Origin of the sequence: Pseudomonas viridiflava (assembly GCF_001642795.1) — a bacterium.
GTDB classification, from domain to species: Bacteria; Pseudomonadota; Gammaproteobacteria; order Pseudomonadales; family Pseudomonadaceae; genus Aquipseudomonas; species Aquipseudomonas viridiflava.
Map to the genome: position 1 here is coordinate 60,287 of NZ_LKEH01000027.1, position 25,633 is coordinate 85,919.

At 60.1% G+C, this 25,633-nt stretch carries 26 protein-coding genes; 12 read left to right on the forward strand and 14 right to left on the reverse strand.

Going from position 1 to position 25,633, the window contains the following annotated elements:
* Positions 1-35: 35 nt before the first annotated feature.
* Positions 36-1,493, forward strand: a complete 1,458-nt coding sequence (locus AO065_RS15530) for an MFS transporter (RefSeq protein WP_043305893.1) — start codon at positions 36-38, stop codon at positions 1,491-1,493.
* On the opposite strand, the gene AO065_RS15535 is transcribed toward AO065_RS15530, so the two are convergent.
* The 3 genes from AO065_RS15535 to AO065_RS15545 form a co-directional block, all read right to left on the reverse strand.
* Positions 1,490-1,687: a hypothetical protein gene (locus AO065_RS15535; RefSeq protein WP_004885282.1), complete on the reverse strand. Its 198-nt coding sequence runs from the start codon at positions 1,685-1,687 to the stop codon at positions 1,490-1,492. The two genes, AO065_RS15530 and AO065_RS15535, sit on opposite strands and share 4 nt — an antisense overlap.
* A 121-nt stretch (positions 1,688-1,808) precedes the next feature.
* Complete coding sequence (locus tag AO065_RS15540; RefSeq protein ID WP_004885283.1) at positions 1,809-2,012, reverse strand: hypothetical protein; 204 nt, start codon at positions 2,010-2,012, stop codon at positions 1,809-1,811.
* Positions 2,013-2,075: 63 nt separating this feature from the next.
* On the reverse strand, positions 2,076-2,570 hold the full coding sequence (locus tag AO065_RS15545; RefSeq protein ID WP_004885284.1) for a hypothetical protein: 495 nt from the start codon (positions 2,568-2,570) through the stop codon (positions 2,076-2,078).
* 201 nt (positions 2,571-2,771) lie between these two features.
* Here AO065_RS15545 and AO065_RS15550 point away from each other — a divergent pair, with 201 nt between their 5' ends.
* Entirely contained in the window at positions 2,772-3,356 is a 585-nt protein-coding gene (locus AO065_RS15550; RefSeq protein ID WP_004885287.1) for a LysE family translocator, read from the forward strand.
* Between the two features lie 10 nt (positions 3,357-3,366).
* Here the strand turns inward: AO065_RS15550 and AO065_RS15555 are convergent, their stop codons facing one another.
* The 3 genes from AO065_RS15555 to AO065_RS15565 form a co-directional block, all read right to left on the reverse strand.
* Positions 3,367-4,188: a helix-turn-helix transcriptional regulator gene (locus AO065_RS15555; protein ID WP_004885288.1), complete on the reverse strand. Its 822-nt coding sequence runs from the start codon at positions 4,186-4,188 to the stop codon at positions 3,367-3,369.
* Between the two features lie 118 nt (positions 4,189-4,306).
* Complete coding sequence (locus AO065_RS15560) at positions 4,307-4,615, reverse strand: RcnB family protein (RefSeq protein ID WP_004885291.1); 309 nt, start codon at positions 4,613-4,615, stop codon at positions 4,307-4,309.
* A 97-nt stretch (positions 4,616-4,712) separates the two neighbouring features.
* Entirely contained in the window at positions 4,713-5,570 is an 858-nt protein-coding gene (locus AO065_RS15565) for an SDR family oxidoreductase (protein WP_004885292.1), read from the reverse strand.
* 87 nt (positions 5,571-5,657) lie between these two features.
* Between AO065_RS15565 and AO065_RS15570 the strand changes: the two genes are divergently transcribed.
* The 3 genes from AO065_RS15570 to poxB all read left to right on the forward strand — a co-directional run bounded on the left by AO065_RS15570 (position 5,658) and on the right by poxB (position 10,101).
* Positions 5,658-6,098: a winged helix-turn-helix transcriptional regulator gene (locus AO065_RS15570; protein WP_004885294.1), complete on the forward strand. Its 441-nt coding sequence runs from the start codon at positions 5,658-5,660 to the stop codon at positions 6,096-6,098.
* A 135-nt stretch (positions 6,099-6,233) separates the two neighbouring features.
* The gene (gene mrdA / locus AO065_RS15575; RefSeq protein WP_025996107.1) at positions 6,234-8,123 is read left to right on the forward strand and encodes a penicillin-binding protein 2; all 1,890 of its coding nucleotides are present in this window, start codon (positions 6,234-6,236) and stop codon (positions 8,121-8,123) included.
* Positions 8,124-8,382: 259 nt separating this feature from the next.
* Positions 8,383-10,101: a ubiquinone-dependent pyruvate dehydrogenase gene (gene poxB / locus AO065_RS15580; RefSeq protein WP_004885297.1), complete on the forward strand. Its 1,719-nt coding sequence runs from the start codon at positions 8,383-8,385 to the stop codon at positions 10,099-10,101.
* On the opposite strand, the gene AO065_RS15585 is transcribed toward poxB, so the two are convergent.
* Positions 10,098-10,520 carry a GFA family protein gene (locus AO065_RS15585; RefSeq protein WP_004885298.1) on the reverse strand — a complete coding sequence of 141 codons (423 nt, stop codon included), beginning with the start codon at positions 10,518-10,520 and terminating at the stop codon, positions 10,098-10,100. The genes poxB and AO065_RS15585 overlap by 4 nt on opposite strands.
* Positions 10,521-10,901: 381 nt before the next feature.
* Between AO065_RS15585 and AO065_RS15590 the strand changes: the two genes are divergently transcribed.
* From AO065_RS15590 to AO065_RS15620, 7 genes are all read left to right on the forward strand, one after another.
* Positions 10,902-11,828 (forward strand): LysR substrate-binding domain-containing protein, encoded by a 927-nt coding sequence (locus AO065_RS15590; RefSeq protein ID WP_004885300.1) that lies wholly within the window; start codon positions 10,902-10,904, stop codon positions 11,826-11,828.
* Between the two features lie 135 nt (positions 11,829-11,963).
* On the forward strand, positions 11,964-12,590 hold the full coding sequence (locus AO065_RS15595; RefSeq protein WP_004885302.1) for an antibiotic biosynthesis monooxygenase: 627 nt from the start codon (positions 11,964-11,966) through the stop codon (positions 12,588-12,590).
* A gap of 145 nt (positions 12,591-12,735) precedes the next feature.
* Complete coding sequence (locus tag AO065_RS15600; protein ID WP_004885304.1) at positions 12,736-14,574, forward strand: amidohydrolase; 1,839 nt, start codon at positions 12,736-12,738, stop codon at positions 14,572-14,574.
* 69 nt (positions 14,575-14,643) lie between these two features.
* Positions 14,644-15,273 carry an isochorismate family cysteine hydrolase YcaC gene (gene ycaC / locus AO065_RS15605; protein ID WP_004885305.1) on the forward strand — a complete coding sequence of 210 codons (630 nt, stop codon included), beginning with the start codon at positions 14,644-14,646 and terminating at the stop codon, positions 15,271-15,273.
* Positions 15,274-15,793: 520 nt separating this feature from the next.
* Positions 15,794-16,111 carry a hypothetical protein gene (locus tag AO065_RS15610; RefSeq protein ID WP_004885307.1) on the forward strand — a complete coding sequence of 106 codons (318 nt, stop codon included), beginning with the start codon at positions 15,794-15,796 and terminating at the stop codon, positions 16,109-16,111.
* Positions 16,112-16,648: 537 nt separating this feature from the next.
* Positions 16,649-17,170, forward strand: a complete 522-nt coding sequence (locus tag AO065_RS15615; protein ID WP_004885309.1) for a chalcone isomerase family protein — start codon at positions 16,649-16,651, stop codon at positions 17,168-17,170.
* A 17-nt stretch (positions 17,171-17,187) separates the two neighbouring features.
* Positions 17,188-17,727 (forward strand): DUF3833 domain-containing protein, encoded by a 540-nt coding sequence (locus AO065_RS15620; protein WP_032651876.1) that lies wholly within the window; start codon positions 17,188-17,190, stop codon positions 17,725-17,727.
* Between the two features lie 13 nt (positions 17,728-17,740).
* Here AO065_RS15620 and moaA read toward each other — a convergent pair whose 3' ends face one another.
* The 7 genes from moaA to AO065_RS15660 all read right to left on the reverse strand — a co-directional run bounded on the left by moaA (position 17,741) and on the right by AO065_RS15660 (position 25,631).
* Complete coding sequence (gene moaA, locus AO065_RS15625) at positions 17,741-18,739, reverse strand: GTP 3',8-cyclase MoaA (protein WP_004885311.1); 999 nt, start codon at positions 18,737-18,739, stop codon at positions 17,741-17,743.
* Positions 18,740-18,973: 234 nt separating this feature from the next.
* Positions 18,974-20,326 carry a cation:proton antiporter gene (locus AO065_RS15630; RefSeq protein WP_004885313.1) on the reverse strand — a complete coding sequence of 451 codons (1,353 nt, stop codon included), beginning with the start codon at positions 20,324-20,326 and terminating at the stop codon, positions 18,974-18,976.
* Positions 20,327-20,885: 559 nt separating this feature from the next.
* On the reverse strand, positions 20,886-21,938 hold the full coding sequence (locus AO065_RS15640) for an ABC transporter substrate-binding protein (protein WP_004886643.1): 1,053 nt from the start codon (positions 21,936-21,938) through the stop codon (positions 20,886-20,888).
* Entirely contained in the window at positions 21,935-23,152 is a 1,218-nt protein-coding gene (locus AO065_RS15645; protein ID WP_004886641.1) for an NAD(P)/FAD-dependent oxidoreductase, read from the reverse strand. Before AO065_RS15645 ends, AO065_RS15640 begins: the two co-directional genes overlap by 4 nt.
* Positions 23,149-24,510, reverse strand: coding sequence for an FAD-dependent oxidoreductase (locus AO065_RS15650; RefSeq protein WP_004886639.1), 1,362 nt, complete (start codon positions 24,508-24,510; stop codon positions 23,149-23,151). Before AO065_RS15650 ends, AO065_RS15645 begins: the two co-directional genes overlap by 4 nt.
* Entirely contained in the window at positions 24,507-24,815 is a 309-nt protein-coding gene (locus AO065_RS15655; RefSeq protein ID WP_004886637.1) for a (2Fe-2S)-binding protein, read from the reverse strand. Before AO065_RS15655 ends, AO065_RS15650 begins: the two co-directional genes overlap by 4 nt.
* 21 nt (positions 24,816-24,836) lie before the next feature.
* Positions 24,837-25,631: an ABC transporter permease gene (locus tag AO065_RS15660; protein WP_004886635.1), complete on the reverse strand. Its 795-nt coding sequence runs from the start codon at positions 25,629-25,631 to the stop codon at positions 24,837-24,839.
* Positions 25,632-25,633: the final 2 nt, after the last annotated feature.

Sequence of the window (25,633 nt, forward strand, 5' to 3'; positions counted from 1 at the left end):
CCTGACATTCAGGTCCGTCGTGAAGGAGTCCCGAGATGACAACGATCCAGACGCCGGAAAAGGGCAAGGTGTTCGAGACGGATTTGCCTGCTCGACTGGATCGATTGCCCTGGGGACGTTTTCACACGCTGCTGGTCATAGCGCTGGGCATCACCTGGCTGCTTGACGGCCTGGAAGTGACCCTCGCCGGTTCGGTCGCCGGTGCGCTGAAGGCCAGTCCGGTACTCAACCTCAGCAACAGCGAGATCGGTCTGGCAGGCGCCGCCTACATTGCCGGCGCGGTATTGGGGGCGTTGTTCTTCGGCTGGCTGACCGACCGTCTGGGGCGGCGCAAGCTGTTCTTCATCACCTTGGCGCTTTATATCAGCGCCACCTTCGCCACGGCATTCTCGTTCAGTGTCTGGAGCTTCATGCTGTTCCGGTTTTTGACCGGCATGGGCATCGGCGGTGAATACACCGCCATCAACTCGACCATTCAGGAGTTCACCCCGGCGCGTTATCGCGGCTGGGTGGACCTGACCATCAATGGCACCTTCTGGCTGGGCGCCGCATTGGGTGCGGTCGGCTCCATCGTGTTGCTGGACCCGCAGTGGGTCGGCGCCGAACTGGGCTGGAGGCTGTGCTTTGGCATCGGTGCAGTGCTCGGCCTGTTCATCATGCTGATGCGCCTGTGGCTGCCGGAGAGTCCGCGCTGGCTGATGATTCATGGTCGCTCGGAGGAAGCACGCAAGATCGTCGAGCAGATCGAAGCCGATATGCAGCACCGCGGACATGTGCTGCCAGCTATCGAAGGCAAGCCGTTGCGATTGCATGCCCGCGACCACACGCCACTGGGCGAGATATTCCACACGCTGTTCGTGTCGTTCCGTCAGCGCTCGCTGGTCGGTCTGACGTTGCTCACGGCTCAGGCGTTTTTCTATAACGCGATCTTCTTCACCTACGCGCTGGTGCTCACCGACTTCTATGACGTGCCCTCGGAGCGCGTCGGCTGGTACGTGCTGCCGCTGGCACTGGGCAATTTCTGTGGGCCATTGTTGCTGGGTCGGCTGTTCGATGTGGTCGGGCGGCGGATCATGATCAGCCTGACCTACGGACTGTCGGGCGTCCTGCTGGCGATCAGCGGCTATCTGTTTCAGCAGGGCCTGCTGGACGTCACCCAGCAGGCCATCGCCTGGATGGTGATTTTCTTCTTCGCGTCGGCCGCTGCCAGCTCGGCGTACCTGACCGTCGCCGAAACCTTCCCGCTGGAAATCCGCGCGCTGGCCATTGCCGTGTTCTACGCCTTCGGCACGGGACTGGGCGGAATCATTGGTCCGACGCTGTTTGGTGAACTGATCGAGACGCACGACCGCAGCAATGTGCTGATCGGCTATCTCATTGGGGCGGGGTTGATGCTGTTGGCGGCGTTCGTGCAGTCGATCTGGGGCGCGGCGGCCGAACGCAAATCGCTGGAAGAAGTGGCGCGACCGCTGTCTCAGGCGAAGGATGACTAGCTGAAAACGCCCCGCAGGTCCATGACGGACGCCTTCAGGCCCTGGATCTGCTCGCTGACCGCCTGAGCCTCATTCGACCGTGAATTGTTCTGCAGGTAGGCGAGGTGGCCGGACATGTTGCGCGAAACGCGCTCAAGGTCGTCAGCGGTGCGCTGTACATAAGCCTGAATGTCTTTGAGCTGCTCGATGTGCACGAATGCATTCCTGTAGGTCGCATCCGAGCGCACTGATTGAAGAGGGTTTATCACACTGCTGACAGTCTATCGGCGTTGAAGGCGGGTTGCTTTAGGCCAGGCGATAAATAAATCGATGCTCCTAATCTTCGTCCTCATCGTCCTGCTCCGAATAGGAATCGAGCAGCTCTGCCAGCGCCAGGGTGCGTTTCAGTCCGCTCATGCTGGACATGATGTCAGCCACTGCTTGTGTCGCCGCAATCCTCGCGGCTTCGCGTTCGGCATCAGTGTTATTGGGCGTGGCATCCTGCGCCGCTTCAATAATCGACTGCTCAAAGGTATTCATGTAGCTCGCTCTTGGTATCCGGCAGACTTTGATACAGACAATGACCTATTGTTTCAAGAGCCATCAGTCCCCTTCGTACGGGAAGTCCTGCAAGGTCTGCGTCAGCGCGACTTCCTGCGGGCCCTGCAGGTCGTCGAGTGCCCAGCAGCCATTGGGGTTCTTGACCAGTCGCAGACGCGACGTCTGACTCGCAGGCGCCTGTTGCGGCGCATCCTTGTAGCCCAGCAGGTAGGTCATCTCGACCACGGCCTGTTTGTCTTCGCTGGAGACCAGCTTCCATTCGATGGGTTTGTGCACGTCGCCGTCCTGCGCGTCGGTCCATGGATTGGCGGTAATGGCGCACTGATCCCCACCGGGGCCCTGGCATGTCCAGTCCCGCTTCAACAGGCCCAACAGCGGTTTGGACAGATAGTCCGGCGCGCCTTTGCCGTTGATGTAGAAGTCCTGATGTTTCTCATAGATCCATCGGGCCGTATCAGCCGGTGTGGTCGCCGGGCAGGCGGCATGCGCAGTGGAAGAGAGTAGGCAGGCAAGGACGAGCGCAAGAGGTCGGGACATGTAGCGGACTCGCAGTGAGATAAGAATTGATTACACAGTGATGACATCGCATTTGTAGTCCACACGGTCAAAAAAGCAATCGTTTTGTTCTATGCACGGGTTACGTTTGAGAACGTCAAGGAGGGTAATTTCCTTCAATACGCCCGTGTTTCGGTCGGCTTACCTTGGTCCGGTCTTTCTGATCGTGGTCGAGGAGCTTTCATGAGCCTGTTCATTTCCATGGCCGCCTTTGCGCTGGCGTCGTCCATTACGCCGGGGCCGGTGAATATCGTTGCCCTGAGCACCGGGGCACATTATGGATTCTGGTCCGGCATGCGCCACGTGTTGGGCGCTACGCTGGGGTTCACCCTGTTGCTGGTGCTGATCGGTTTCGGCCTGCACGAAACCTTGCGCGAATGGCCGTTTCTGACCCGGATCATTCAATGGGCGGGCGTGGGGTTTCTGCTGTATATGGCTGTGCGGCTGGCGATGGACGACGGCCAACTGGCTGTGTCCGGGTCGGGGAAGGCTCCATCGATGCTGCACGGAGCGATCATGCAGTGGCTCAACCCCAAGGCGTGGCTGGCATCCATAGCGGGCATGGGCGTGTTCGTCGCCAATGGCGAGGCATTATTGATCGGCCAGTTTGCAGCGATCTATTTCGTCGTGTGTTACCTGTCTCTGGGCTGCTGGGCTTACGCGGGCAGCTTTTTGAGCCATTACCTGCGCAGTGCCAGAGGTGTGCGGGTGTTCAACCGGCTCATGGCGTTGATGCTGGCGGGGTGTGCCCTCTATCTGGTCGTCTGAATCCGGTGGCTCAGAACCGGTACTGCCCGGGCGTTGCAGCCAGGTGTTTTTTGAACTCGCGCTGGAAGTGCGCCTGATCGGCAAAGCCGGTTTCCAGCGCCACATCGGCGATCAGTCGGCCTTCACGCAACCGGTTGCGGGCGTGTTGAATGCGGCGATTAAGCAGGTAGGCGTGGGGTGTCATGTGATAACGCTGCTCGAACGCACGAATCAGGTAGGAAGCCGAAAGGTTGGCTGCTTCGCAGATATCGGACAGCCTGATGGCCTTGGTGAAGTGCTCGTTGATGTACTCGGCTGCGCGGGTCACTTTGGGTGAGCGCGGCTCGACGACGGTTGCTTCGCCGCCCAGCGTTTTGTGCATGAGGGCGAAGAATGACACGGCCGTGCAGTGCTTTTGCAGCGTATCGGCCTGCATATCGATCAGAGTCCCATACAGCGCCGTCAGTGCGGCGAACAGTGCGGGGCCGCGACTGTGGGTCGGTGTCAGCGGTCGAAAGGCCGCGCCGGGTTCGTCCTGGACAGAACCCAGCCAGTCACTGTCGACGTACAGCATCAGGTATGACCACGGCTGATCCTCGATTGGATTGCAGGCATGCACATCCCCCGGGTTCATCAGCACCACGGTGCCCGCAGTCACACGCTGGGAGGTTTTTTCGTGCAGGTAGGTGCTTTGGCCGCGAGTGATCGCGCCAATCGAGAAAATGTCGTGGGAATGACGTGCGTAACACACCTTGCGACCGTCCTGAACCGAACGTGCTTCGATGAACGGCAAGCGCTCGTCACGCCAGAAGAACGGCGTACTGTCAGACGGGCTGAGAGGATGGGTGGTCATGCTGATGTCCCTTCGGCTTGATGTTCTTGTGTGCCGAGGGTAGCTGATTTGGGCCGGGCACGGCCATTGAACCGGATGAAGCGGGAACGACCTGCGGCCGCTCCCGTGCACCTGCTGCTTACTTCTTGACCGGTACGATATCGACGATCTGTCCATTGACCTTCTGGAAACGCACGTACTTGTCGTTGATCTGTACCCACTCGCTTTCCTTGGCAGGCTCTTCCAGACCCTTGGCTTTCCAGTCCTTGATGCTGGAATCGCTGCGGCGGTACTTCTCGGGCACGCGCGAACCCATTTCAAGTTCGTGGGTGTTGTCCTTGGACTCGGCCACTTTTGGCTCGGGCGCATCGGCAGCGTGAACGGGCAGGGTGGCGACCGAGAAGCAGCCGAGCAGAGTCATGCAGGCGATCAACGATTTGCTTTTCATGTAAAGACTCCCAGTCTTTGTCGTAATGCGATGGCTTTATGCCTCGTAAAGACTGGGACCCTCAGCGGTGAAAATCATTCGATCAGGTTTTTCCGCCTCAGCTTTTCAGGGCGTCGGCGATGGTTGCGGAAAGTGGTGTGGTCGGACGGCCGATCAGGCGGCTCAACTGGCGGGTGTCGTCGAACAGCGCGCCCTTGGCGGCTGCCGTGTCCGAGTCGGCGAACAGATGGGCGTAGACCTCCGGCACACCTGCCTTCACCAACGCCGCCTCGAAATCAGCCTGCGAAAGATTCACGTAAGGCACGTCCTTGCCGCTCTGTTTTGACAGTTCGGCGGCGAACTCGGACAAGGTGTAAGTTTCATCACCGGCCAGTTCGTAAACGCGCCCTGACTGATCGTCTTTAGACGTCAGCACAGCCACGGCGGCCTCAGCGTAGTCAACACGTGCGGCCGAACTGATACGGCCCTGTTCCGCGCTGCCGATGAATGCGTCATGGGCCAGCGCGCCGGGAATGGAGGCGGCGTAGTTCTCGGTGTACCAGCCATTGCGCAACAGGGTGAACGGCAGGCCGCTGGCGCGCAGGTAGGCTTCGGTTTCAACGTGTTCGTCGGCCAGCCCCAGCGCAGAAGTGTCCGCACGCAGAACGCTGGTGTAGGCGAGCAATTTGACGCCAGCCTTTTTGGCAGCATCAATGGCGGCGCGGTGCTGGGGGAAGCGCTGGCCTATTTCGTTCGAGGAAATCAGCAGCACTTTGTCAGCGCCCGCGAACGCACTGTCCAGCGTCGCGGGTTGCGAATAATCGCCGTGGCGGACATGCACGCCCAGCGCCGCAAGGTCAGTGGCCTTTTCCGGGCTGCGCACTGCCGCGACGATTTGGTTCGCAGGGACGGTTTCGAGCAACTGTTCAATGACGAGACGACCCAATTGGCCGGTGGCAGCAGTGACAACGATCATGACGCGTGTCCTTGTATTGATTTGAAAGAAAGGCGAGCATAGCGACAGTGCTTACCTTTCGTAAGTACGTACGAAAAGGTAAGTGCCATGCACGATTCAGATACCCCAACCGCGGTCAGTGCTGGCGAGTCCCTGTTGGCGACTATCCGTCAGGGGCGGGTCCTGGCCAGTGACTGTCCATCCCGTATCATCCTCAACCACGTGTGTGGCCGTTGGGGTGTGCTGGTGCTGATTGTGTTGCGCGGTGGCATGCATCGCTTCAGTGAAGTGCGGCGCAAGATCGGCGGAGTCAGCGAAAAGATGCTCGCGCAGACCCTGCAACAGCTGGAGCACGACGGGTTTGTCGATCGCAGGGCGCTGCCGGTGGTGCCACCCCATGTCGAGTACAGGCTGACTGCGATGGGGGAGGAAGTGGCGTTGCAGGTCGAGACGCTGGCGGTCTGGGTCGAAACGAACCTGCCACGGATCATGCAGGCACGTGCTGCCTCTGAACGCGCCGATGCGCGCGCACAAGCCGAGCCTGCATGACGCTTCGCTGACAGATTTTTCATCCAGTGACAGTCAGGTCGGCCCCCTGCAATCACTACTTCTTGGTATGGTGCGCGCCGAAACATTCATTTACATGTTCCGTTGTACCGTGACTTTTACCGAGAAGCTGTAGAAATGCCCGAACCGATTCCTTTAAAGGACCATGAAAAAGAGACGCGACTGGTCAATCAGCGCCTGATTGCCTGCGCCATACTGGTCGCCGTACTGGCTGGCTCCCTGATCGCGCGGATGTATTTCCTGCAGGTCACCGAATTCGAATACCACTCGACCATTTCCGAAAACAACCGGGTGCACGTGTTGCCGATCCCGCCCGAGCGCGGGCTGATTTACGACCGCAATGGCGAGGTCCTGGCCGACAACCGCCCCAGCTTCAACCTGACCTTGACCCGCGAGCGCGCCGGTGACTGGCACAAGGTCATCGATGAACTGATGACCTTGCTGGAACTGCCCGATGAAGACCGCATCCTGTTCGACAAGGAACTGAAACAGGTTCGCCATCCGTTCGAGCCTGCGACGCTGCTATACGAACTGACCGAAGAGCAGATTGCCATTCTGGCCGTCAATCAGTACCTGCTGCCGGGCGTCGATGTAGCAGCGCAGTTCGTGCGTCACTATCCGCTGGGTGACCACTTTGCTCACTCCATCGGCTACGTCGGGCGTATCAACGAGAAAGAAGCCTCGCAACTGGACAACGAGTATCGCGGCACGCAATCCATCGGCAAGACCGGGATCGAGCGGTTCTACGAGTCCGAACTGCATGGCCACGTAGGCTACGAAGAAGTCGAAACCAATGCCCAGGGCCGCGTGTTGCGCGTTCTGAAACACACTGATCCGGTACCGGGCAAGAACATCACCCTGAGTCTTGACGTGCATCTGCAGGAGGCTGCCGAGAAAGCGCTGGGTGATCGTCGTGGTTCCGTGGTGGCGCTGGACCCAGAGACGGGCGAGGTGCTGGCGATGGTCAGCAAGCCCAGTTTCGACCCCAACCTGTTTGTGACGGGTATCAGCTTCAAGCAGTACGCCGCACTGCGGGATTCCATCGACCGGCCGCTGTTTAACCGCGTACTGCGTGGTCTGTACGCACCGGGCTCGACGGTCAAGCCGGAGGTGGCGATTGCCGGGCTGGACAGCGGCGTGGTCAATGCTTCCACCAAGGTCTTCGACCCCGGTTATTTCCAGCTGCCGGACTTCGATCACAAGTACCGTAACTGGAACCACAGCGGCGACGGCTGGGTAGATATGGACACGGCGATCATGCGGTCCAACGACACCTATTTCTACACGCTGGCACACAAGCTGGGCATCGACCGTCTGCACGACTACATGACCATGTTCGGCATCGGCCAGAAGGTCTCGCTGGACATGTTCGAAGAGTCGGCGGGCCTGATGCCGTCTCGCGAATGGAAGCGCGCCACACGCCGTCAGGCCTGGTTCCCCGGCGAGACCGTGATTCTCGGTATCGGCCAGGGCTACATGCAGGTCACACCGTTGCAACTGGCCCAGGCAACCTCGCTGATCGCCAGCAAAGGCGTCTGGCACCGTCCGCACCTGGCGATGGACGTGGGCCATGTGGCACCGGTGGACGAGCACCCGATGCCCAACATCGTGCTGCACGACCCGCGTGAGTGGGAGCAGGTCAACGAAGGCATGCAAATGGTCATGCACGACCCGCGCGGTATTGCGCGGGATGCGGCCAAGGGTGCGCAATACCGCATTGCGGGCAAGAGCGGCACGGCGCAGGTCGTGGCGATCAAGCAGGGCGAGCGTTACAACCGCCTCAAGACCCTGGAACGCAACCGGGACAACGCCCTGTTTGTCGGTTTCGCCCCGGCAGAGCATCCGAAAATCGTCGTCTCGGTGACCATCGAAAACGGCGAGGCGGGTGGTCGTGTGGCAGGTCCCGTAGTGCGCGAAATCCTCGACGCCTGGCTGCTGGACAACGACGGCAAGCTCAAACCGCAATACGCCGCACCGACCAAGCCTGCTGGCAACCCGCACGCCTGACCGTGCCTCAACTGATCGTGCCCATCGCTCTGCGTGGGCATGCCTCCCGTGACGCTCCGCGTCACAAATGTCACAGACTGCACATCCAATGAGCCTGGCACTTGGCTTCTAAGGCACTGGTGCGCCCAATCTGAACACCCCTCAGTTTCCCGGAACTGTCGAGAACGCAACAGGTCGACCACAACAGGCGTAGCAGAGCGCTGCGCAGTTTCTTCCAGTACGGAAGCTGAACCCTATTTGCCTCGACAAGGAACCCCGCATGTCCAAGACCATTGCCGACCATCTCGCGCAAACCCTCGCAGCGGCAGGTGTTTCTCACATCTGGGGCGTTTCCGGTGACAGCCTCAACGGCCTGACCGACAGCCTGGAACGCACCGATTCGATCCGCTGGATGCACACCCGCCATGAAGAAGTCGCCGCTTTCGCCGCCGGAGCCCAGGCTGCCAGCAGCGGCAAGCTGGCGGTGTGCGCGGGCAGTTGCGGACCCGGCAACCTGCACCTGATCAATGGCCTGTACGACTGTCATCGCAACCGCGTCCCGGTTCTTGCCATTGCTGCCCACATCCCGTCCTCGGAAATCGGCCTGGACTATTTCCAGGAAACCCACCCGCAGGAGTTATTCAAGGAGTGCAGCCATTTCGTCGAACTGGTCAGCAATCCGGAGCAATTCCCGCGTGTGCTGGAGCGTGCGATGCGCGCCGCGATCAGCCAGAAGGGCGTTGCGGTGGTCGTGTTGCCGGGTGACGTGGCGCTGAGCGCAGCGCCCGACGTTCAGGTCAAATGGGTTGAACCCACGCCACCGACTGTCGTTCCGGCTGAAAACGATCTGCAGGCCATGGTCGAGCTGCTCAATGACTCCAAGGCCACGACGCTGCTGTGCGGCGCTGGCTGCGCGGGTGCCCACGAACAGGTCGTTGCGCTGGCCGAAAAGCTCGGCGCGCCCATCGTGCATGCCCTGCGTGGCAAACAGCATGTCGAGTACGACAACCCGTTCGACGTCGGCATGACCGGCCTGATCGGCTTCAGCTCCGGCTACCACGCCATGCTGTCCTGCGACACGCTGGTAATACTTGGCAGCAGCTTTCCGTACCGAAACTTCTATCCCGAGAAAGCCAACGTCATCCAGATCGACCTGGACCCGACCCAGCTCGGCCGTCGCACTCCGGTAACGCTGGGGCTGACCGGCGGTGTGCGGGAAACCCTCGACGCGCTGCTGCCCAAACTCAAGCCGCACTCGGACCGCCGTTTCCTCGACAAGGCCCTCAAGCACTACGCCAAAGCCCGCGAAGAACTGGACGAACTGGCTACGCCCACACCCGCCGACACGCCGATCCACCCGCAGTACCTCACGCGCCTGATCGACGAACAGGCCGACGCTGACGCTATCTTCACCGTTGACGTCGGCACGCCGACACTGTGGGCGGCGCGCTACCTGCACATGAACGGCCAGCGCAGCCTGTTGGGCTCGTTCAACCACGGCTCCATGGCCAACGCACTGCCCCAGGCGCTGGGCGCCAAGGCCGAGCACCCGGATCGTCAGGTTGTGGCGCTGTGCGGCGACGGTGGGCTGTCCATGCTGATGGGCGACCTGCTGAGCATTCGTCAATTGAACCTGCCGATCAAAATGGTCGTGTTCAACAACAGCTCACTGGGCTTCGTCGACATGGAAATGAAAGCCGCTGGCTACGTGCCCCACGGCACCGATTTCCACGAAACCAACTTCGCCGGTGTGGCGCTGGGTGCCGGTATTCTGGGCATACGCGTGCAAAGTGCCGAAGAACTGCCCGGTGCCTTGCGTAAAGCCTTCGACCATCCCGGCCCGGTGCTGATCGACGTCGTGACCGCCAAGCAGGAGCTGGGCATCCCGCCAAAAATCAAACTTGCCCAGGCCAAAGGCTTCAGCCTGTACATGATGCGCGCCGTGTTCAGCGGCCGTGGCAGCGAAGTGCTGGAACTGGCCAAAACCAACCTGCGTTAATCACACAAGGGCAGGGGCTCGTCAGGCCGGTCGGCGGGGTGATTCACTCCGTCACTGGTCTGCACCGGTCCCAGATCGAACGGGTTTACACCCTCCAGGCAAGCGACGTTGTAGCCAAACTCATGCGGATTGGAGCGTCGCCGATGGTGCGTATAAACCCCGCACCGGCCGCAGAAATAGTGCTCGGCCGTGCGGCTGTTGAACTGATACAGCCTCAGCATCTTCTGGCCGTGGATCACGCGAATACCATCTTCCGCCACCGTCGCCACGATAGCCCCGCGCCGTCGACATAACGAACAGTCGCAGCGTCTGGGGTCTACAATGCCGTCCGGCAAATCCAGTTCCAATACGATTGCTCCGCAGTGGCAGGATGCGAGATGGGTGGGTTTGATCTCGGTCGGGCCGACTGATTTGATCATTGGGGGATCCCTCCTTGTTGTTTATTGAGGTTACCCCGCGAGCATCGTTTTACTGACACCTTTGGTCAGGCAAATGACCCGTCGACGCCGATCAGGTACTGCGCCAATCATTCAGGGAATGTGATCACCTCCTTGGCGACACCGGCCCGTAGGAGCGGACTTGTCCGCGAAAAGGCCCGTAGCGCTATTCGCGGACAAGTCCGCTCCCACGAAATCATGCTCCTCAGGAGGGCAGGTTGTTCGATAAGACGCGGACGGCGATTTGATCCTCGAGCTGCCACTCAGCACACCCATACAATCCCCGCGCCCTACATTCGTGCCTACTGACGTCAAAGCCTCGCCTCGCAGGCACTTTGATCATCAGCCCACGGAATCCTTCTCATGAATCGCAACGACCTGCGCCGCGTCGACCTCAATCTGCTGGTGATTTTTGAAGCGTTGATGTTCGAGCGCAATCTGACGCGTGTGGCGGAAAAGCTGTTTATCGGTCAGCCCGCCGTGAGTGCGGCGCTGGGGCGGTTGCGTGATCTGTTTGATGACCAGTTGCTGCTGCGCAATGGGCGGGCGATGGAGCCGACTGTGCGGGCGCTGGACATTCTCAAGGAGATACGCCCGGCGCTGGACACCATTTCCGGGGCGGTGAGTCGGGCCAAGGAGTTCGACCCGTCGACCAGTAACGACGTGTTCCGCATCGGCCTGTCCGATGACGCGGAGTTTGGCTTGCTGCCGCCACTGTTGTCGCGTCTGCGGGAAGAGGCGCCAGGCATCATTGTGGTGATTCGTCGGGCCAATTACCTGTTGCTGCCTGCGCTGCTAGCCTCTGGGGAGATTTCGGTCGGGGTCAGTTACACCGTCGATCTGCCGGCCAATGCCAAGCGCAAGAAGCTGCGGGACATCGGTTGCAAGGTCATCCGGGGCGACGCGCGACCGGAGCCGTTGACGCTGGACGAGTACTGCGAGCGGCAGCACGCGATGGTGTCGTTCTCCGGCGATCTGAGCGGCAATATCGATCTGGACCTTGCTCGTGTCGGACGCGCACGCAAGGTGGTGCTGGCGGTGCCCCAGTTCAATGGGTTGCGGGCGTTGCTGGCCGGTACTGAGTTGATCGCCACGGTGCCGGATTACGCCGCGTGTGCGCTGATCGAAGGCTGTCAGTTGCGCGCTGAAGAGCCGCCGTTTCCGATCGTGCCCGCCGAGCTGTCGATGGTGTGGAGCGGGGTGCATGACAACGACCCGGCCGAGCGCTGGTTGCGTGGGCGTATTGCCGAGTACATGGCAGGTCCGCTGGACATCAAGACGCCGCAGTAAGGCAGGCAAAAACAAAGACAGCACATACGTTCAATTTCTGACGCTGGTTTGACGGCAGTATCGTCGACATCCTGAGCCGTACAGATTCGACTGGCCAGGATCCGAATTCAATTTCTGTTTCTGGAGCCTCTGGCCATGTCCGAACCCATCCGTCTTGATACCGAAGCTCGTGTCGTCGGCAGTGCGGTCTTCAATGAAGTCGTCACCCTGGTGATCAAGCACCGGGTCAAGACCGGGCAGGAGAGTGCCTACGAGAGCTGGCTGCGTCGCATCGTGACCATTGCCAGCGGCAAACCCGGTCACTTGGGCGTCGATGTGATCCGTGCCAAGGAAGGCGGACTGCAGATGTTCACCAGCGTGCTGCGTTTTCATTCGACGCAGGCCATGCAGGACTGGCTCGACTCCGATGAACGGAAAAAGCTGGTGCAGGAAGCCGAGCCGATGCTTGCCGATGGCGACCAGACCCTGGTCAATCCGCATAACGAATTCTGGTTCACCCCGACCACCGAAGAAGGCAGTCCGCCGCCGCGCTGGAAGCAGGCGTGCGTGTCGTTCATGGTCATTCTGCCGCTGACGCTGTTCGTGCCGCTGTTCTGGGGACCGATTTTTGCCCGCGTACCGTGGCTGTCCAGCTACTTCGTCAGCACTGCGCTGGTAACCATCACCATCGTGCTGCTGGTGGTGTACCTGATGATGCCGGCCGCGACCCGCCTGATGGCGCCGTGGCTCAACGCGTCCGCGAAAAAATCACAAGGGAAGTGATCCGATGACAGACGACAAAACCGATCTGCAACGGCGCCGTTTCATTGCCAAAGGCTCGTTGTTGAGCGCGGCTGCGGCAATTCTTCCTTCTCTGTCTTTCTCCGGCCTCGCCGGTGCCTCTCAATCTTCCGCCAAAGGTGTAGCGATGAATGTCGAACTGATTCTGTTCAATGGTCAATTCCATACGGTTGACCGCGAAAAACCCAAAGCCAGTGCTGTAGCGATCAGCGGTGGCCGGTTTGTTGCGGTGGGCAGTGATGCTGAAGTCATGGCCATGCGCGGCAGTGCGACAAAGGTGATCGACCTCAAGCAGCGCACCGTGATCCCGGGCCTCAACGACTCTCACCTGCACCTGATTCGTGGCGGCCTTAACTACAACCTCGAACTGCGTTGGGAAGGCGTGCCCTCCGTGGTCGACGCGCTGCGCATGCTCAAGGACCAGGCTGATCGCACGCCGACGCCGCAATGGGTGCGTGTAGTGGGTGGCTGGAACGAATTCCAGTTCGCCGAAAAACGCATGCCGACGCTTGAGGAACTGAACCAGGCTGCACCCGATACGCCGGTGTTCGTTCTGCATTTGTATGACCGCGCGTTGCTTAACCGCGCTGCGTTGCGCGTTGCAGGTTATACCCGCGACACGCCGAACCCGCCGGGTGGCGAGATCGTGCGTGATTCGCAAGGCAATCCGACCGGCATGCTCGTGGCCAAGCCCAACGCGATGATTCTGTATTCGACGCTGGCCAAGGGGCCGAAGCTGCCGCTGGAATATCAGGTCAACTCGACGCGGCAGTTCATGCGTGAACTCAACCGTCTGGGCCTGACCAGCGCCATCGACGCCGGTGGCGGCTTCCAGAACTACCCCGATGATTACGCCGTCATCGAGCAACTGGCGCGTGAAAAACAGCTGACAGTGCGTATTGCCTACAACCTGTTTACCCAGAAGCCCAAGGAAGAGCTGGCCGACTTCAAGAACTGGACCAGCAGCGTGAAGTTGCATCAGGGCGATGACTTCCTGCGGCACAACGGGGCAGGGGAGATGCTGACCTTCTCGGCTGCCGACTTCGAAGACTTCCTCGAACCTCGTCCGGACCTGCCGCCTGGCATGGAAGGCGATCTGGAGCCTGTGGTGCGGCATCTGGTCGAGCATCGCTGGCCGTTCCGTCTGCACGCCACCTACGACGAGTCCATCAGCCGCATGCTGGACGTGTTCGAGAAGGTCAACCGCGACATGCCGTTCAATGGTCTGCCGTGGTTCTTCGACCACTGCGAAACCATTACGCCGAAGAACATTGAGCGTGTTCGTGCGCTGGGCGGCGGTATCGCGATTCAGGACCGCATGGCATTCCAGGGCGAGTATTTCGTGGAGCGCTACGGCGCCAAGGCAGCCGAAATGACGCCGCCGATCAAGCGCATGCTGTCCGAGGGCGTGCCAGTCGGCGCGGGCACCGATGCCACACGAGTGTCCAGCTACAACCCGTGGACCTCGCTGTACTGGATGGTCAGCGGTCGCACCGTCGGCGGTCTGGAGCTCTACCCCGAAGGGCTGCCACGCGAGACGGCGCTGGAACTGTTTACCCATGGCAGCGCCTGGTTCTCGTCGGAACAGGGCAAGAAAGGCCAGATCAAGGTCGGGCAACTGGCCGACGTAGTGGCGCTTTCTGCGGACTACTTCAGCGTCGAGCCTGAAGCCATCAAATGGATCGAATCGGTGCTGACCGTGGTTGACGGCAAGGTCGTATACGGCAGCGGCGATTTCGAAACCCTCGCGCCGCCAACCCTGCCAGTGCTGCCGGACTGGTCGCCGGTGGCCAAGGTTCCAGGCCACTGGCGTCCGACTTCGCCGATGGTCGCCCAGGTGCATCAGTGCAGCGGCCCTTGCGCCGTGCACTCCCACAGCCATGAGCGCGCGCGACTTTCCAATGCGCCGGTCAGCGATTTCCAGGGTTTCTGGGGCGCTTTCGGCTGTTCCTGCTTCGCTTTCTGATCGGATTACCCAGGACGCACGGGGCCGTCGCGCCCCGTGCCATTAGCGACAACCTTAAAGGAGTCAACCATGAGCACCGCAACCCCTTACAACCGTTTGAACAAAGACGACGCCGCCGTTTTGCTGGTCGATCATCAGACCGGTCTGATCTCGCTGGTGCAGGATTTCTCGCCCAACGAATTCAAGAACAACGTACTGGCACTGGGCGATCTGGCCAAGTTCTTCGGCCTGCCGACCATCCTGACCACCAGCTTTGAATCCGGCCCGAACGGTCCGCTGGTGCCTGAGCTGAAGGAAATGTTCCCGGACGCGCCTTACATCCCGCGTCCAGGCCAGATCAACGCCTGGGATAACGATGATTTCGTCGCAGCGGTCAAGGCGACCGGCCGCAAGCAATTGATCATTGCCGGTGTCGTGACCGACGTCTGCGTAGCGTTCCCGACCCTGTGCGCGCTGGCCGAAGGCTTCGAAGTGTTTGTGGTGACCGATGCGTCCGGCACCTTCAACGAAACCGTTCAGAAAGCGGCCTGGGCACGCATGAGCGCGGCCGGCGCACAACTGGTCAACTGGTTCTCGGTGGCCTGCGAGCTGCAGATTGACTGGCGCAACGACATGGAAGGCCTGGCCAACCTGCTGTCCCAGCGCATCCCGAACTACCGCAACCTGATGAACAGCTACAGCGCTTTTACCGCCAAATAACCTGCGGTTCCAGGCGGCACAGTGACTATCCGGTCACTGTGCCGTTTTTTTTTGCCTTGTCGGACAATTATGTAGTGCGTAAAAATATTCACTACATAATGATTGACGATCCCGGTTTCCTTTTGCATTATGCAGCTATCTCCCTGATCGGGAGCGCCGCAAAGATGTATTGAACAGGCTCGGCAAGCCGTCGAGATGTTCCCGGATGTAGGCTGCCCACAAGGCAGATTGATGAAGCTGAACTGGCATGATCGTCCTGATGAGCAGGCGAGAGGCTGGCGAAACGTTCTCATGAAGCTTGTGGTTGATCGTTCGATGATCATCAGGCCTTTGGGTTTCGCGACTTCTTCTCTCTTCGATGACGCTGCCATGTAGCGGCTTTACATCAAGGCTACCTGCAATTCCTTGAGGGCTGGATCTGTATTCGACGAACACTCCATCGTGTTTCGTGCATGAATCGTCTGGCACATGAACTTGATGTATCAACCATTGAACTGCTTACGAGCGAAGGAGCATCAACATGAACATGAACAATCAACCGAACATTGATGAACTGGCTCGTCTGTTTGCCGCCCGCAAAGATACGCTGGATAACCACATTGCATGGATTACCGATTCCGGCGAAGTTCATGTGGACCCCATGACGCCGCACACTCAGGAAGACGAGTTCCGCGACGCCCACCCAGAGCTGCGCGCCGCGCTGGGCATGTTCCGCCGGGGTCTGGGCTATGTAGGCAAGAAGGCTGCCGCTGACCGGTCCTACATGGAAAGCACGCTGCAGGCGCTGAAGATCGAGTGGCAGAACAGCCGCCGTCAGGCGCACAGTCGAGTGGCCTGAAACGATTGAAGTTTCGAACGGGAAGTTTTACCGATAAACGTTGCCAGTTGAAGAACAGGTCCGCTTCCTTGTCAGGCAGGGTGGCGGACTTGTCACTGATCAGCCAATTAACTAACGACGCTTTGACAGGGAACATTTCGTTCAACTGAAGAGTGTTCTTCTCCACGTTGTACATCCCCAATCCGTGTCTAACTTCCTTGCGAGGTGGTTGCTGCCGGTCGCGATTGTCGTCGGTTTTTTGCGTTTATCGCTTCCTCGCCGTTTTTTCACGGTCCAGACACGTCGCAGCAGCGGAGCCTGCCAATTTCCGGTGTTTCCAGCGGTTTCTTTGTACCAACCCGGCTAACTGCCTGTTTCAAATCTGAAAAAAAATCTTGTCTTATTGTTGTACAAAGCGGTGTCACTGGTATAGATTTTTATCACGAGTCAGCGTGTTTGGCGCTGTTTTTGCCGGTTTCGGTATAGACCACACCGCTGACTCTACTGACTTTCTTCACCCGCTGGCGTCCTTGCCAACGGTCCTGCAAGAGGCTGACGATGGTTGCGCCGAGATGGTTATTGATCGTGGTGCTGCTGCTCAGTAGCGGTGTTCAGGCCAGTTGGCGTGAAGCGCTGCCGAATGCTCAGGTCGTCGGTTCCGGTGAGCTCACCCTGTTCGGGTTCCGGATCTACACCGCCAGACTTCTGAGTCCCGCCACGCCTTTCACAGTCAATTCGCCCATGGCGCTTGAACTGACCTACCACCGCGACATCGACCGGCAAGATCTGGTCGACGCCAGCATCGATGAAATCAAGCGCATTTCCGGCAAGTCTGTCACGGCCGAGCAATTGGAAGCCTGGCGGCAGCAGATGAGTCAGGCATTTGTCGACGTCCAGCCAGGCATGAAAATCACCGGAGTCTATCTACCTGGACGCGAGGCGCGTTTCTACGTGGGCGAAAAGCTTCAGCACGTTGTTCCCGACAGTGCGTTCGCCAAAGCGTTCTTCGACATCTGGCTCGACCCGAAAACCCGCAATCCGGAACTCCGGGAACGTTTGCTGGGCAAGGCGCAATCTTGAGAATTCATGGAGGGCTCATGCTCAGAAAATGGTTAGTGTTGTTGTGCCTCGGTTCAGTCCTCGCGGGCTGTGGCGGCGTTCCGGTTACCCGATACAGCCAGGAAACGCCGAAGCTTGATCTTCGTGAATATTTCACCGGTCGCACAGAAGCCTGGGGCATGTTTCAGAAACGCTCGGGTGAGGTCACCAAGCGCTTTCACGTGATCATCAATGGCCACAGTGAAGGCGAAGTGCTGGTGATGCATGAGGCGTTCAGCTACAGCGATGGCACGACGCAGGTTCGCGAATGGCGCCTGCGTCCGGACGGGCCGGGGCGCTGGACGGGTACGGCGGGTGATGTAGTGGGGGTTGCCAGCGGCGAGGTGTCCGGCAACAGCTTTCATTGGCGCTATGTGCTGAGACTGCCGGTGGACGGCACCGAATATGACGTGAGCCTGGATGACTGGATGTACCTGATCGACAAGCAGACCATGGCCAATCGTTCATCCATGACCAAGCTGGGCGTGGAAGTCGGTCAGATCACTCTGTTCTTCCGCAAGCAGGACATGCCGAAATAATCGTGAACCGGCATTAACCGCCGGTCATGTTCATGAAGCGCACCACCTGCACGCCATCGTCATGGGTGAAGTTGTGGCTCCACGGCTTGATCTGCATGGCATCGATGATTGCCTTTTCCAGCTTGTGCGGCTGACCCGGGTTGGCTCTTAACACTGACTTCAGGTCAACCGAGTGCTCGTTGCCCAGGCACAGCAACAGGCGACCTTCCACCGTCAGGCGAACGCGATTGCAGGTGCCGCAGAAGTTGTGGCTGTGCGGCGAAATGAAACCTATACGAATACCCGGCGCCTCGGCCAGTCGCCAGTAGCGTGAAGGGCCCTGCGTCGAATCCGTGGAAGGCACCAGCGTGTAGCGTTCGGCAATGCGTTCACGCACCTGGTCGCTGGAACAAAAGGACTCGGCGCGGCTGTGCTCGCTGATGATACCCAGTGGCATTTCTTCGATGAACGACACATCCAGATTGCGATCGATAGCGAAGGCCAACAGATCGTTGACCTCATGATCGTTGCGACCCTGCATCACTACACAGTTGAGCTTGGTGTGGGTGAAACCGGCGGCGTTGGCTGCGTCGATACCGGCGATGACCTTGTTCAGATCGCCAGTCCGGGTCAATTCACGAAAGCGGGCCGGGTCCAGGCTGTCGAGGCTGATATTCAAACGCGTAACGCCCGCGTCGAACAGCGGCTTGGCCAGTTTGTCGAGCTGCGAGCCATTGGTGGTCATGCACAGTTCGCGCAAGCCGGGCAGGGCAGCGATGCGCTCGCACAGGCCCACCACACCGGCGCGTACCAGCGGCTCTCCACCGGTCAGACGAATCTTGCGCGTTCCCAGCGCAACAAAGCGCTCGGCCACCTGAAGAATTTCTTCCAGCGAAAGGATCTGTTGCCGAGGCAGAAACGTCATCTCTTCGGCCATGCAATACACGCAGCGGAAATCGCACCGGTCGGTCACCGACATGCGCAGATAATCGACTTTGCGGGCAAAGCGGTCCATCAGGACGGGTTCTGACATTTAACCTTCTTACTTGATCGATCAATGAAGTGGCTGCCCGATTTGGACGCCACTGCATGGAAGGAGTTTGATTTTTCGAGCGTGCCGTACAGACCCATAGTAGCCACAGGTCCCGATTATTGCACTGCTATTGAACTGGCTTCATGCCAGCAACGCTACCGAGTCGAAATGCCGCAGTCCAATCGCTTGTTCCAATGGCCTGATCGACTTGATCTATGGCATCCCCCGTGTCCTTTATTCCGGGGCAATACTGGCCTTGGAACTGCGCTCGTAGCGCTCCAGCAGTGGCTGGATACTGATGCCGTGTACCAGAATGCTCAGCGCCACGACTGACAGCGTCATGCCGATCACCAGATGGCCTACATCTTCAGCAAGGCCATGGGACAGGGCAAAACACAGGTAATACAGGCTGCCGATGCCGCGGATCCCGAACCAGCCCACCAGCGCTTTCTGTCGTTTATTGAGCAGGCGTTTGCTGATCAGCAGCCAGACACTCACAGGCCGGATGATGCAAAACAGCGCCAGCCCCAGACCGATTGCGCGCCAGTCCCAGTAAATGGCTAGCGCTGCGCCCAGCAGTGTGATCAGCAGCACTTCCATGGCCCGCTCGACGAGACTGCCGAATGCCAGCATGTCGCCCATCATGACGCCAGCAGCCAGTTGTGAGTCGCTCAGTTCCTCGGCTTCAGCCACCGTGCCTTTCTCGATCGAACCGGTCATGTGCCCGAGCACGGGTTGCGCGACGTGTTCGGAAGGCACCTCCGAGCGAGTGATGCGCGCTTCTGCCTGACGCAAGCCAACCCCGGCCGCGAACACCGAGAGAAAACCGAAAGCGTTCACGCTTTGCGCGACCACGTAGGACAGCGCGATAAGGGCTAGCGCCAGATAGTCGTTGGGCGAGGAGGTGCTGTCCGAATTTCTGATGCGCAGAAAAATCATCAAATGCCCGACGCCGCGACCCATGCCATATCCGATCAGCAAGCCGGCAGGGACGGCCCATATCAGGTGCTTGAAGAACCACAGTTGCACCCAGTCTGCCGTGCTCTCGCCAGAGCTCAGGTATAGCAGCGCAAAGATCACAAAGGGGAACGCCGTGCCATCATTCAGCCCCGCCTCGCCGGACAGCCCGAAGCGCAGGCGGTCCTGGTCCTGAGCATTATTGACCTGCACCATCCCGGCCAGCACCGGGTCGGTCGGCGACAGCACCGCGCCCAGCAGCAACGCGATCCCCCACGTCAGGCCGAACAGATAATGAGCGGCGATGGACACGCCGGCAATGGAGGCCAGCATCACCGGCCCCGCCAGCCAATAAGCCGAATGCCAGGCCTTGCCGCGTAAAGGCAGGCGCAATTTGATGCCGGTGCTGAACAACGAAAACAGCACCGCGGCTTCGGTGAGGCGTTCCAGCCATTCGTAGGACTCCTTGAAGTCCAGATCCAGAACGCCAAGCCCCATGGGGCCAATGCCGAAGCCAAACGCCAGGCACACCGCCGAGGTGGTGACCGGCATCCAGCGCAAATAGGAAGACGTTAATGCCAACAGCATCAACAGCGCGCCGAGCACGCTCATGCAGACAATGAAACTCATAATAGAAGGTTCGCCGTGAAAGCGCCTTGAAAAGAGGGCGTAACCTTGGGACTGCACTCAGGGGAAATAAGTTGAAATAATTTGTTCACGGATGGATGAGCGTGCTTTTTGCTGATCATTGCCGTGTTCTTACGGGGGAAATGATCGCTCCTACGCCTCTGCGCTCGTCGTTATACATAAGTCTGGAAGACGCGCAAAACGGGGGCCAAAAACGAAAGTGACTGACTGAATGCATACCCCGTGGGAGGCGGCTTGCCGGCGATGGCGTCCGTTCAGTCANTGGGTATAACGCTGAGCGCAAGCATGGGCATGATCGGCGTGCTTGAGATCACGCTGATCGTTCCTACGCTCCGCGTGGGAATGCCGCTCAGGACGCTCCGCGTCCGTATCGAATGTGGCGCAGATGCGTGGTCAAGCTCCAGCGTTATCCACGTCATGCGCTCGGCTCACTGAATCCGCAATCTGTGCCATTTGTGACGCGGAGCGTCANCGGCATGCCCACGCGGAGCATGGGCACGATCAGTGATGAGGCAGACTCATCATTCTGCGTCAGTCATTACTACCGCTCGATACTACGACTCCAGCGCGCATTCCACTCCGGACGAATCTGGTTCACCTGATCCCAGTCGATGGTCACGGCTGTCTCAAGGTACTTGTTCATCGCCTCGACCTGAGTGCGGGTCTTGTCGGTGGTCGGGGTTTTCGGGTTGGACGGGATTTGATCACCGAACTCCAGCGCCGGAGCCTGCGCTTCGGGAGTCAGCAGATAAGCCGCGAGTTTCTGAGCCAGTTCCGGCTGGGTGTTGTTAGCGATGGCGCATTCCGCCACGTTCAATACCACACCGCCTTCCTTCGGCGCTGCGTACTCCACCGGAACGCCCTTGATTTTCAAGGCGGTCACCTGAGTCGGGGTCAGCGGGAACAGCGCGGCTTCGTCGGTCTGCACCATCTCGGAAATCTTCGCCGAGCTGGCGATGTACTCCAGCACGTTCGGCCCCACGGTTTTCGGCCATGCCTTGAAGCCCGGCTCTACATCCTTCTCACTGCCGCCCTGAATGCGGTTGAACATCAGGAAACCATGCAGGCCGAAGGTCGAGGACGCCAGCGACTGAAACACCACCTTGTCCTTGAAACGCTTGTCCGCCAGGTCCATCCACGAGGTCGGCGCCGCCCAGCCTTGCTCCTTGAACATGCGCGTGTTGTACGCCAGGCCAGTCACGCCGAGGCTGACCGCTGCGGCCTGTTCCTTGATCTTCGCCTTGGCCGGCAAATCGCTGAGCGCCGCGCTGGGCTGCAGGGTGTCGCACAGGCCCATGGAAATAGCGCGGTACATGATGCCGTCGTCAAGAAAGATGACGTGCATCTGGGGGTTGTCCTTGCTGGCCTGAACCTTGGCCAGAATATCCGCCGAGGTGCCCGGCACGATCACCACTTTCACGTTGTTGGCTTTCTCGAAGGCGGGCAGTACTTGATCGGCGTAAAGACGCTCCATCGTCCCGCCATTCATGCCCAGATAGAGCGTGGTTTCGGCGCTGGCGGGCATGGACGTGAGCAAGGCCGCCAGGGGCAGGCAAGACAGACCAGTGAGGGCGACACGTTTGGCGATGTTCATAAAGGCGACCTTCCTCTGTGCAATGGGATGACGTTCGAAACGGGTTCGGGAGCAGAGCGGGGTGAGACGATGAGCGTTGAATCGGCAACGGATAGAGACTGTTCGGCCCGGAACCGGCCGATCGAGAAGGCATCCAGTGATATCGACGAGTGACCGGCGCAGACCCATTCAGCCAGTGCTTCGCCCGCTGCAGGCCCGATCTGGAAACCTGCGCCGGCAAAGCCGAAGCCATGCAACAGGCCCGGTTGGGCAAGGCTTGGACCCAGCACCGGCTCACGATCTGGCAGATAGCCCTCGGTACCACTCCAGGTACGAATGGCCTGAGCACCCTTGAGCGGGGGATACAGTTCGACGGCGTTGCGCAGGATATCCAGCACAGCAGCCTGACCCGGCCGCGCACGCGCGGGATCCAGTGCAAAACCCTGACCGCCACCCAGCACGCAATTGCCTCGCGCTACCTGACGTGCATAGATAACGCCACCTTCGACGCCGGTGCTGACATCCATGAACATGGGCAGCGGTTCGGTGACCAGCATGGCCGGGTGTCCTGAATACATGGGGACCGGCTCGTTGAATTGTGCGGCAAGCTGACCGGCCCAGGCCCCCGCGCAATTGAGCAGCCAGGGTGCGCGCAGTTTCAGGCCGTTGGCGGTTTCGACGATGAACGCCTGCCCGTCGTGATTGACCTGCGTAACCTGCGCCTGCTCGAAGACCTGAGCACCGGCCAGACGCGCGGCGCGGGCAAAGGCGGGCGAGACCAGACGCGGGTTGGCGTGTCCGTCATCGGCGCACAACGACGCGCCGACCGCGACATCACCGGCCCAGGGAAAACGCGCCCGAAGCTCGGCGCGATCCAGCAACTGCAAGTCCAGCCCGAAACCCTGACTGGCCTGGGCATAGGCGCGTAGCGCGTCCATGTCCTGGTCGGAGCGGGCCAGCTTGAGGTGCCCGGAGCGCTGATATTCGCCATCGATGCCGATCAGATCACGCAGATTGCCCCAGATCTGATGGGCGCGCTGCGACAGCGGGAGTTGTGACAGCGGACGACCCTGACGGCGAACGCCGCCGTAGTTCACGCCGCTGGAGTGCGAGCCGCAAAAGTCCCGTTCGAGCAGGGCAACGCGCTTGCCTTTCAGGGCCAGTGTCAGCGCCGCTGAAGCGCCGACAATGCCGCCGCCTATGATCAACGCATCGGTTTCGATCAGCGTGCTCATGCCTGTGTCTCCACACCAAACGGAATCGGCTTGATCGGCGATTGCCCGCGCAGACGACCCACCTCTTGCACCGTGCGACCGCTCTCACACGCGACCAGCTCTGCCGCCGCCAGGCCACACATGCGGCCCTGACAGCGTCCCATGCCGACCCGGCACATGGCTTTGACGCGGTTCATCTCCCAGTGGCCTTCCTGCACCGTGCGACGTATATCGCCTGCGCTCACTTCCTCGCAGCGGCAGATCAGCGTTTCATCGGGAATGTTGGCCGCCCAGTCATCCGGGAACGGGAAAGCAGTTTCCAATCCGTGACGAAAACGTGTGATGCGCTTGAGCTGTGCTTTCAGCCGGTCGATGCGATGCTCGTCCACGTCGCGACCACAATCCTGCAGCAGGCTCAGCGCGGCCAGTTCTCCGGCCATTTCGGCTGCGTCGGCGCCCATGATCCCGGCCCCGTCGCCTGCCAGATAAACCTGCTCCACGCTGCTGCGCCCGGCATCGTCGCGAACCGGTAGCCAGGCGCGGTTCAGCGGGCTCCAGTCGAACGCGCAGCCCAACAGGTCGGCAAGTTGCGTCTCGCTGCGCAAGGCATGAGCGAAGGCGACAGCGTCGCACTCCAGGCGTCTGGTCTGCCCGTTGCGCTCCCAGCTCACACTGCTGATCCGTTGCTGTCCCTCGACACGCTTCAGGTGCGCCCCTTGATGCACTGCAATGCCGTGCGCCGTCAGCCAGGCGCGGTAATATAGCCCTTTGGCGAGGGTTGCGGGCTGACCAAGCAGCGCGGGAAGCGCACGGCATTGCGCGGAGAACGGTGCACTGTCGAGCACCGCCAGCACCTTGGCACCGGCCTTGGCGTACTGATAGGCGACCAGATACAGCAACGGTCCGCTGCCGCAGAACACCACCCGCTCACCAATGGCGCAGCCCTGATATTTCAGGGCAATCTGCGCTGCGCCCAAGCTGTAAACGCCCGGCAGGGTCCAGCCAGGTACAGGCAGGACCCGATCGGTCGCGCCAGTGGCCACGATCAGATGGGAGTAGTCGACATGGCCGCAAAGCCCGTTCTGAAGAACGTCGAGTCGACCCTGTTCGGCGCTCCAGACCAGCGTTTGCGGGCGATAGTCGATGCTGTTCGTCAGCGCGTCCAGCGTCTGGTGCACGGCGACAGCCTTGTGTGCTTCAAAGCCGTAGAGCGCTTTTGGCGAACGCTTGAAATTTTCGGGCTGACGACGGTAGATCTGTCCGCCCCCGCGCAGCCCCTCGTCGATCAGGCAAGGCTTGATGCCATGAGTCTGTAACGTTTGCGCCGCCCGGATACCTGCAGGGCCGGCACCGATGACCACTACTTTTTCAGTGCTCACGAGCGTGGCTCCCCGGAAAGACGCCGCCCGGGCTCACGAATGACCGTCTGGCCAGTCTCCAGCAATGTCGAGCAGGCGCGTACCCGCTGACCGTCACCCAGGCGTACCCAGCAATCCTGGCAGGCGCCCATCATGCAGAAACCTGCGCGCGGTTCGGCGCTGAAGTCGCTGCCGCGCAAGTGATCACTCGCAGTGAGCAGCGCAGTCAGCAGCGTGTCGCCCAGCAGGCCGCTGGCCGGTTGCCCGTCGAGTGTGAAGGACAGCGCCGGGCGGTCTTGCTCGGCCAATCGTTTAAGCAGTGCCATCGCTATGCTCCAGGCCCGGAATCAATGTTTGCCGACCAGCACGCGGTCGAGTCCGTAGACCCGGTCGAGCAGAATCATGGTGGCGGCCGTGAGGGCGATGACCAGCGCCGAAACGGCAGCCATCATCGGGTCGATGGATTCGGTGGCGTACACGTACATGCGCACCGGCAGGGTCTGTGTCGCGGGCGAAGTGACAAAGATCGACAAGGTCACCTCGTCGAAGCTGTTGATGAACGCCAGCAGCCAGCCACCTGCAACGCCGGGCAGAATCATCGGCAGGGTGATCTGGCGAAACAGCGTGAAGCGACTGGCGCCCAGCGATTCGGCGGCGTGTTCGGCGCTGCGATCAATGCCGATGGCAGCGGCCAGTACCAGGCGCAGCACGTAGGGCGTGATGACCAGCACGTGGGCGAAGATCAGCCAGGTGAAGCTGCCGTTGACGCCCATCAAGGCAAACAGGCGCAGCATTGCCACACCCAGCACCAGATGCGGAATGATGATGGGCGACAGAAACAGGGCGTTGAAAAAGTTGCGTCCCGGAAAGCTGTGCCGAGTGATCGCCAGCGCGGCAGGTACCGCTATCAGCGTGGCCAGCGTTGCCGACACAAACGCCAGAATCAGGCTGTTGTAGAACGAATCAATGAAGTCGGCCCGTTCGAATACTGCCTTGAACCAGCGTAGCGAAAACTCCGTGGTCGGCAGGCTCAGGGTGTTTTCAGGCGTGAACGCCACCAGGCAGACGACCACCAGTGGCGCCATCATGAACACCACGACCAACGCATGAAACGACAGGGCCAGAGGACCGTTCTTGGACATGG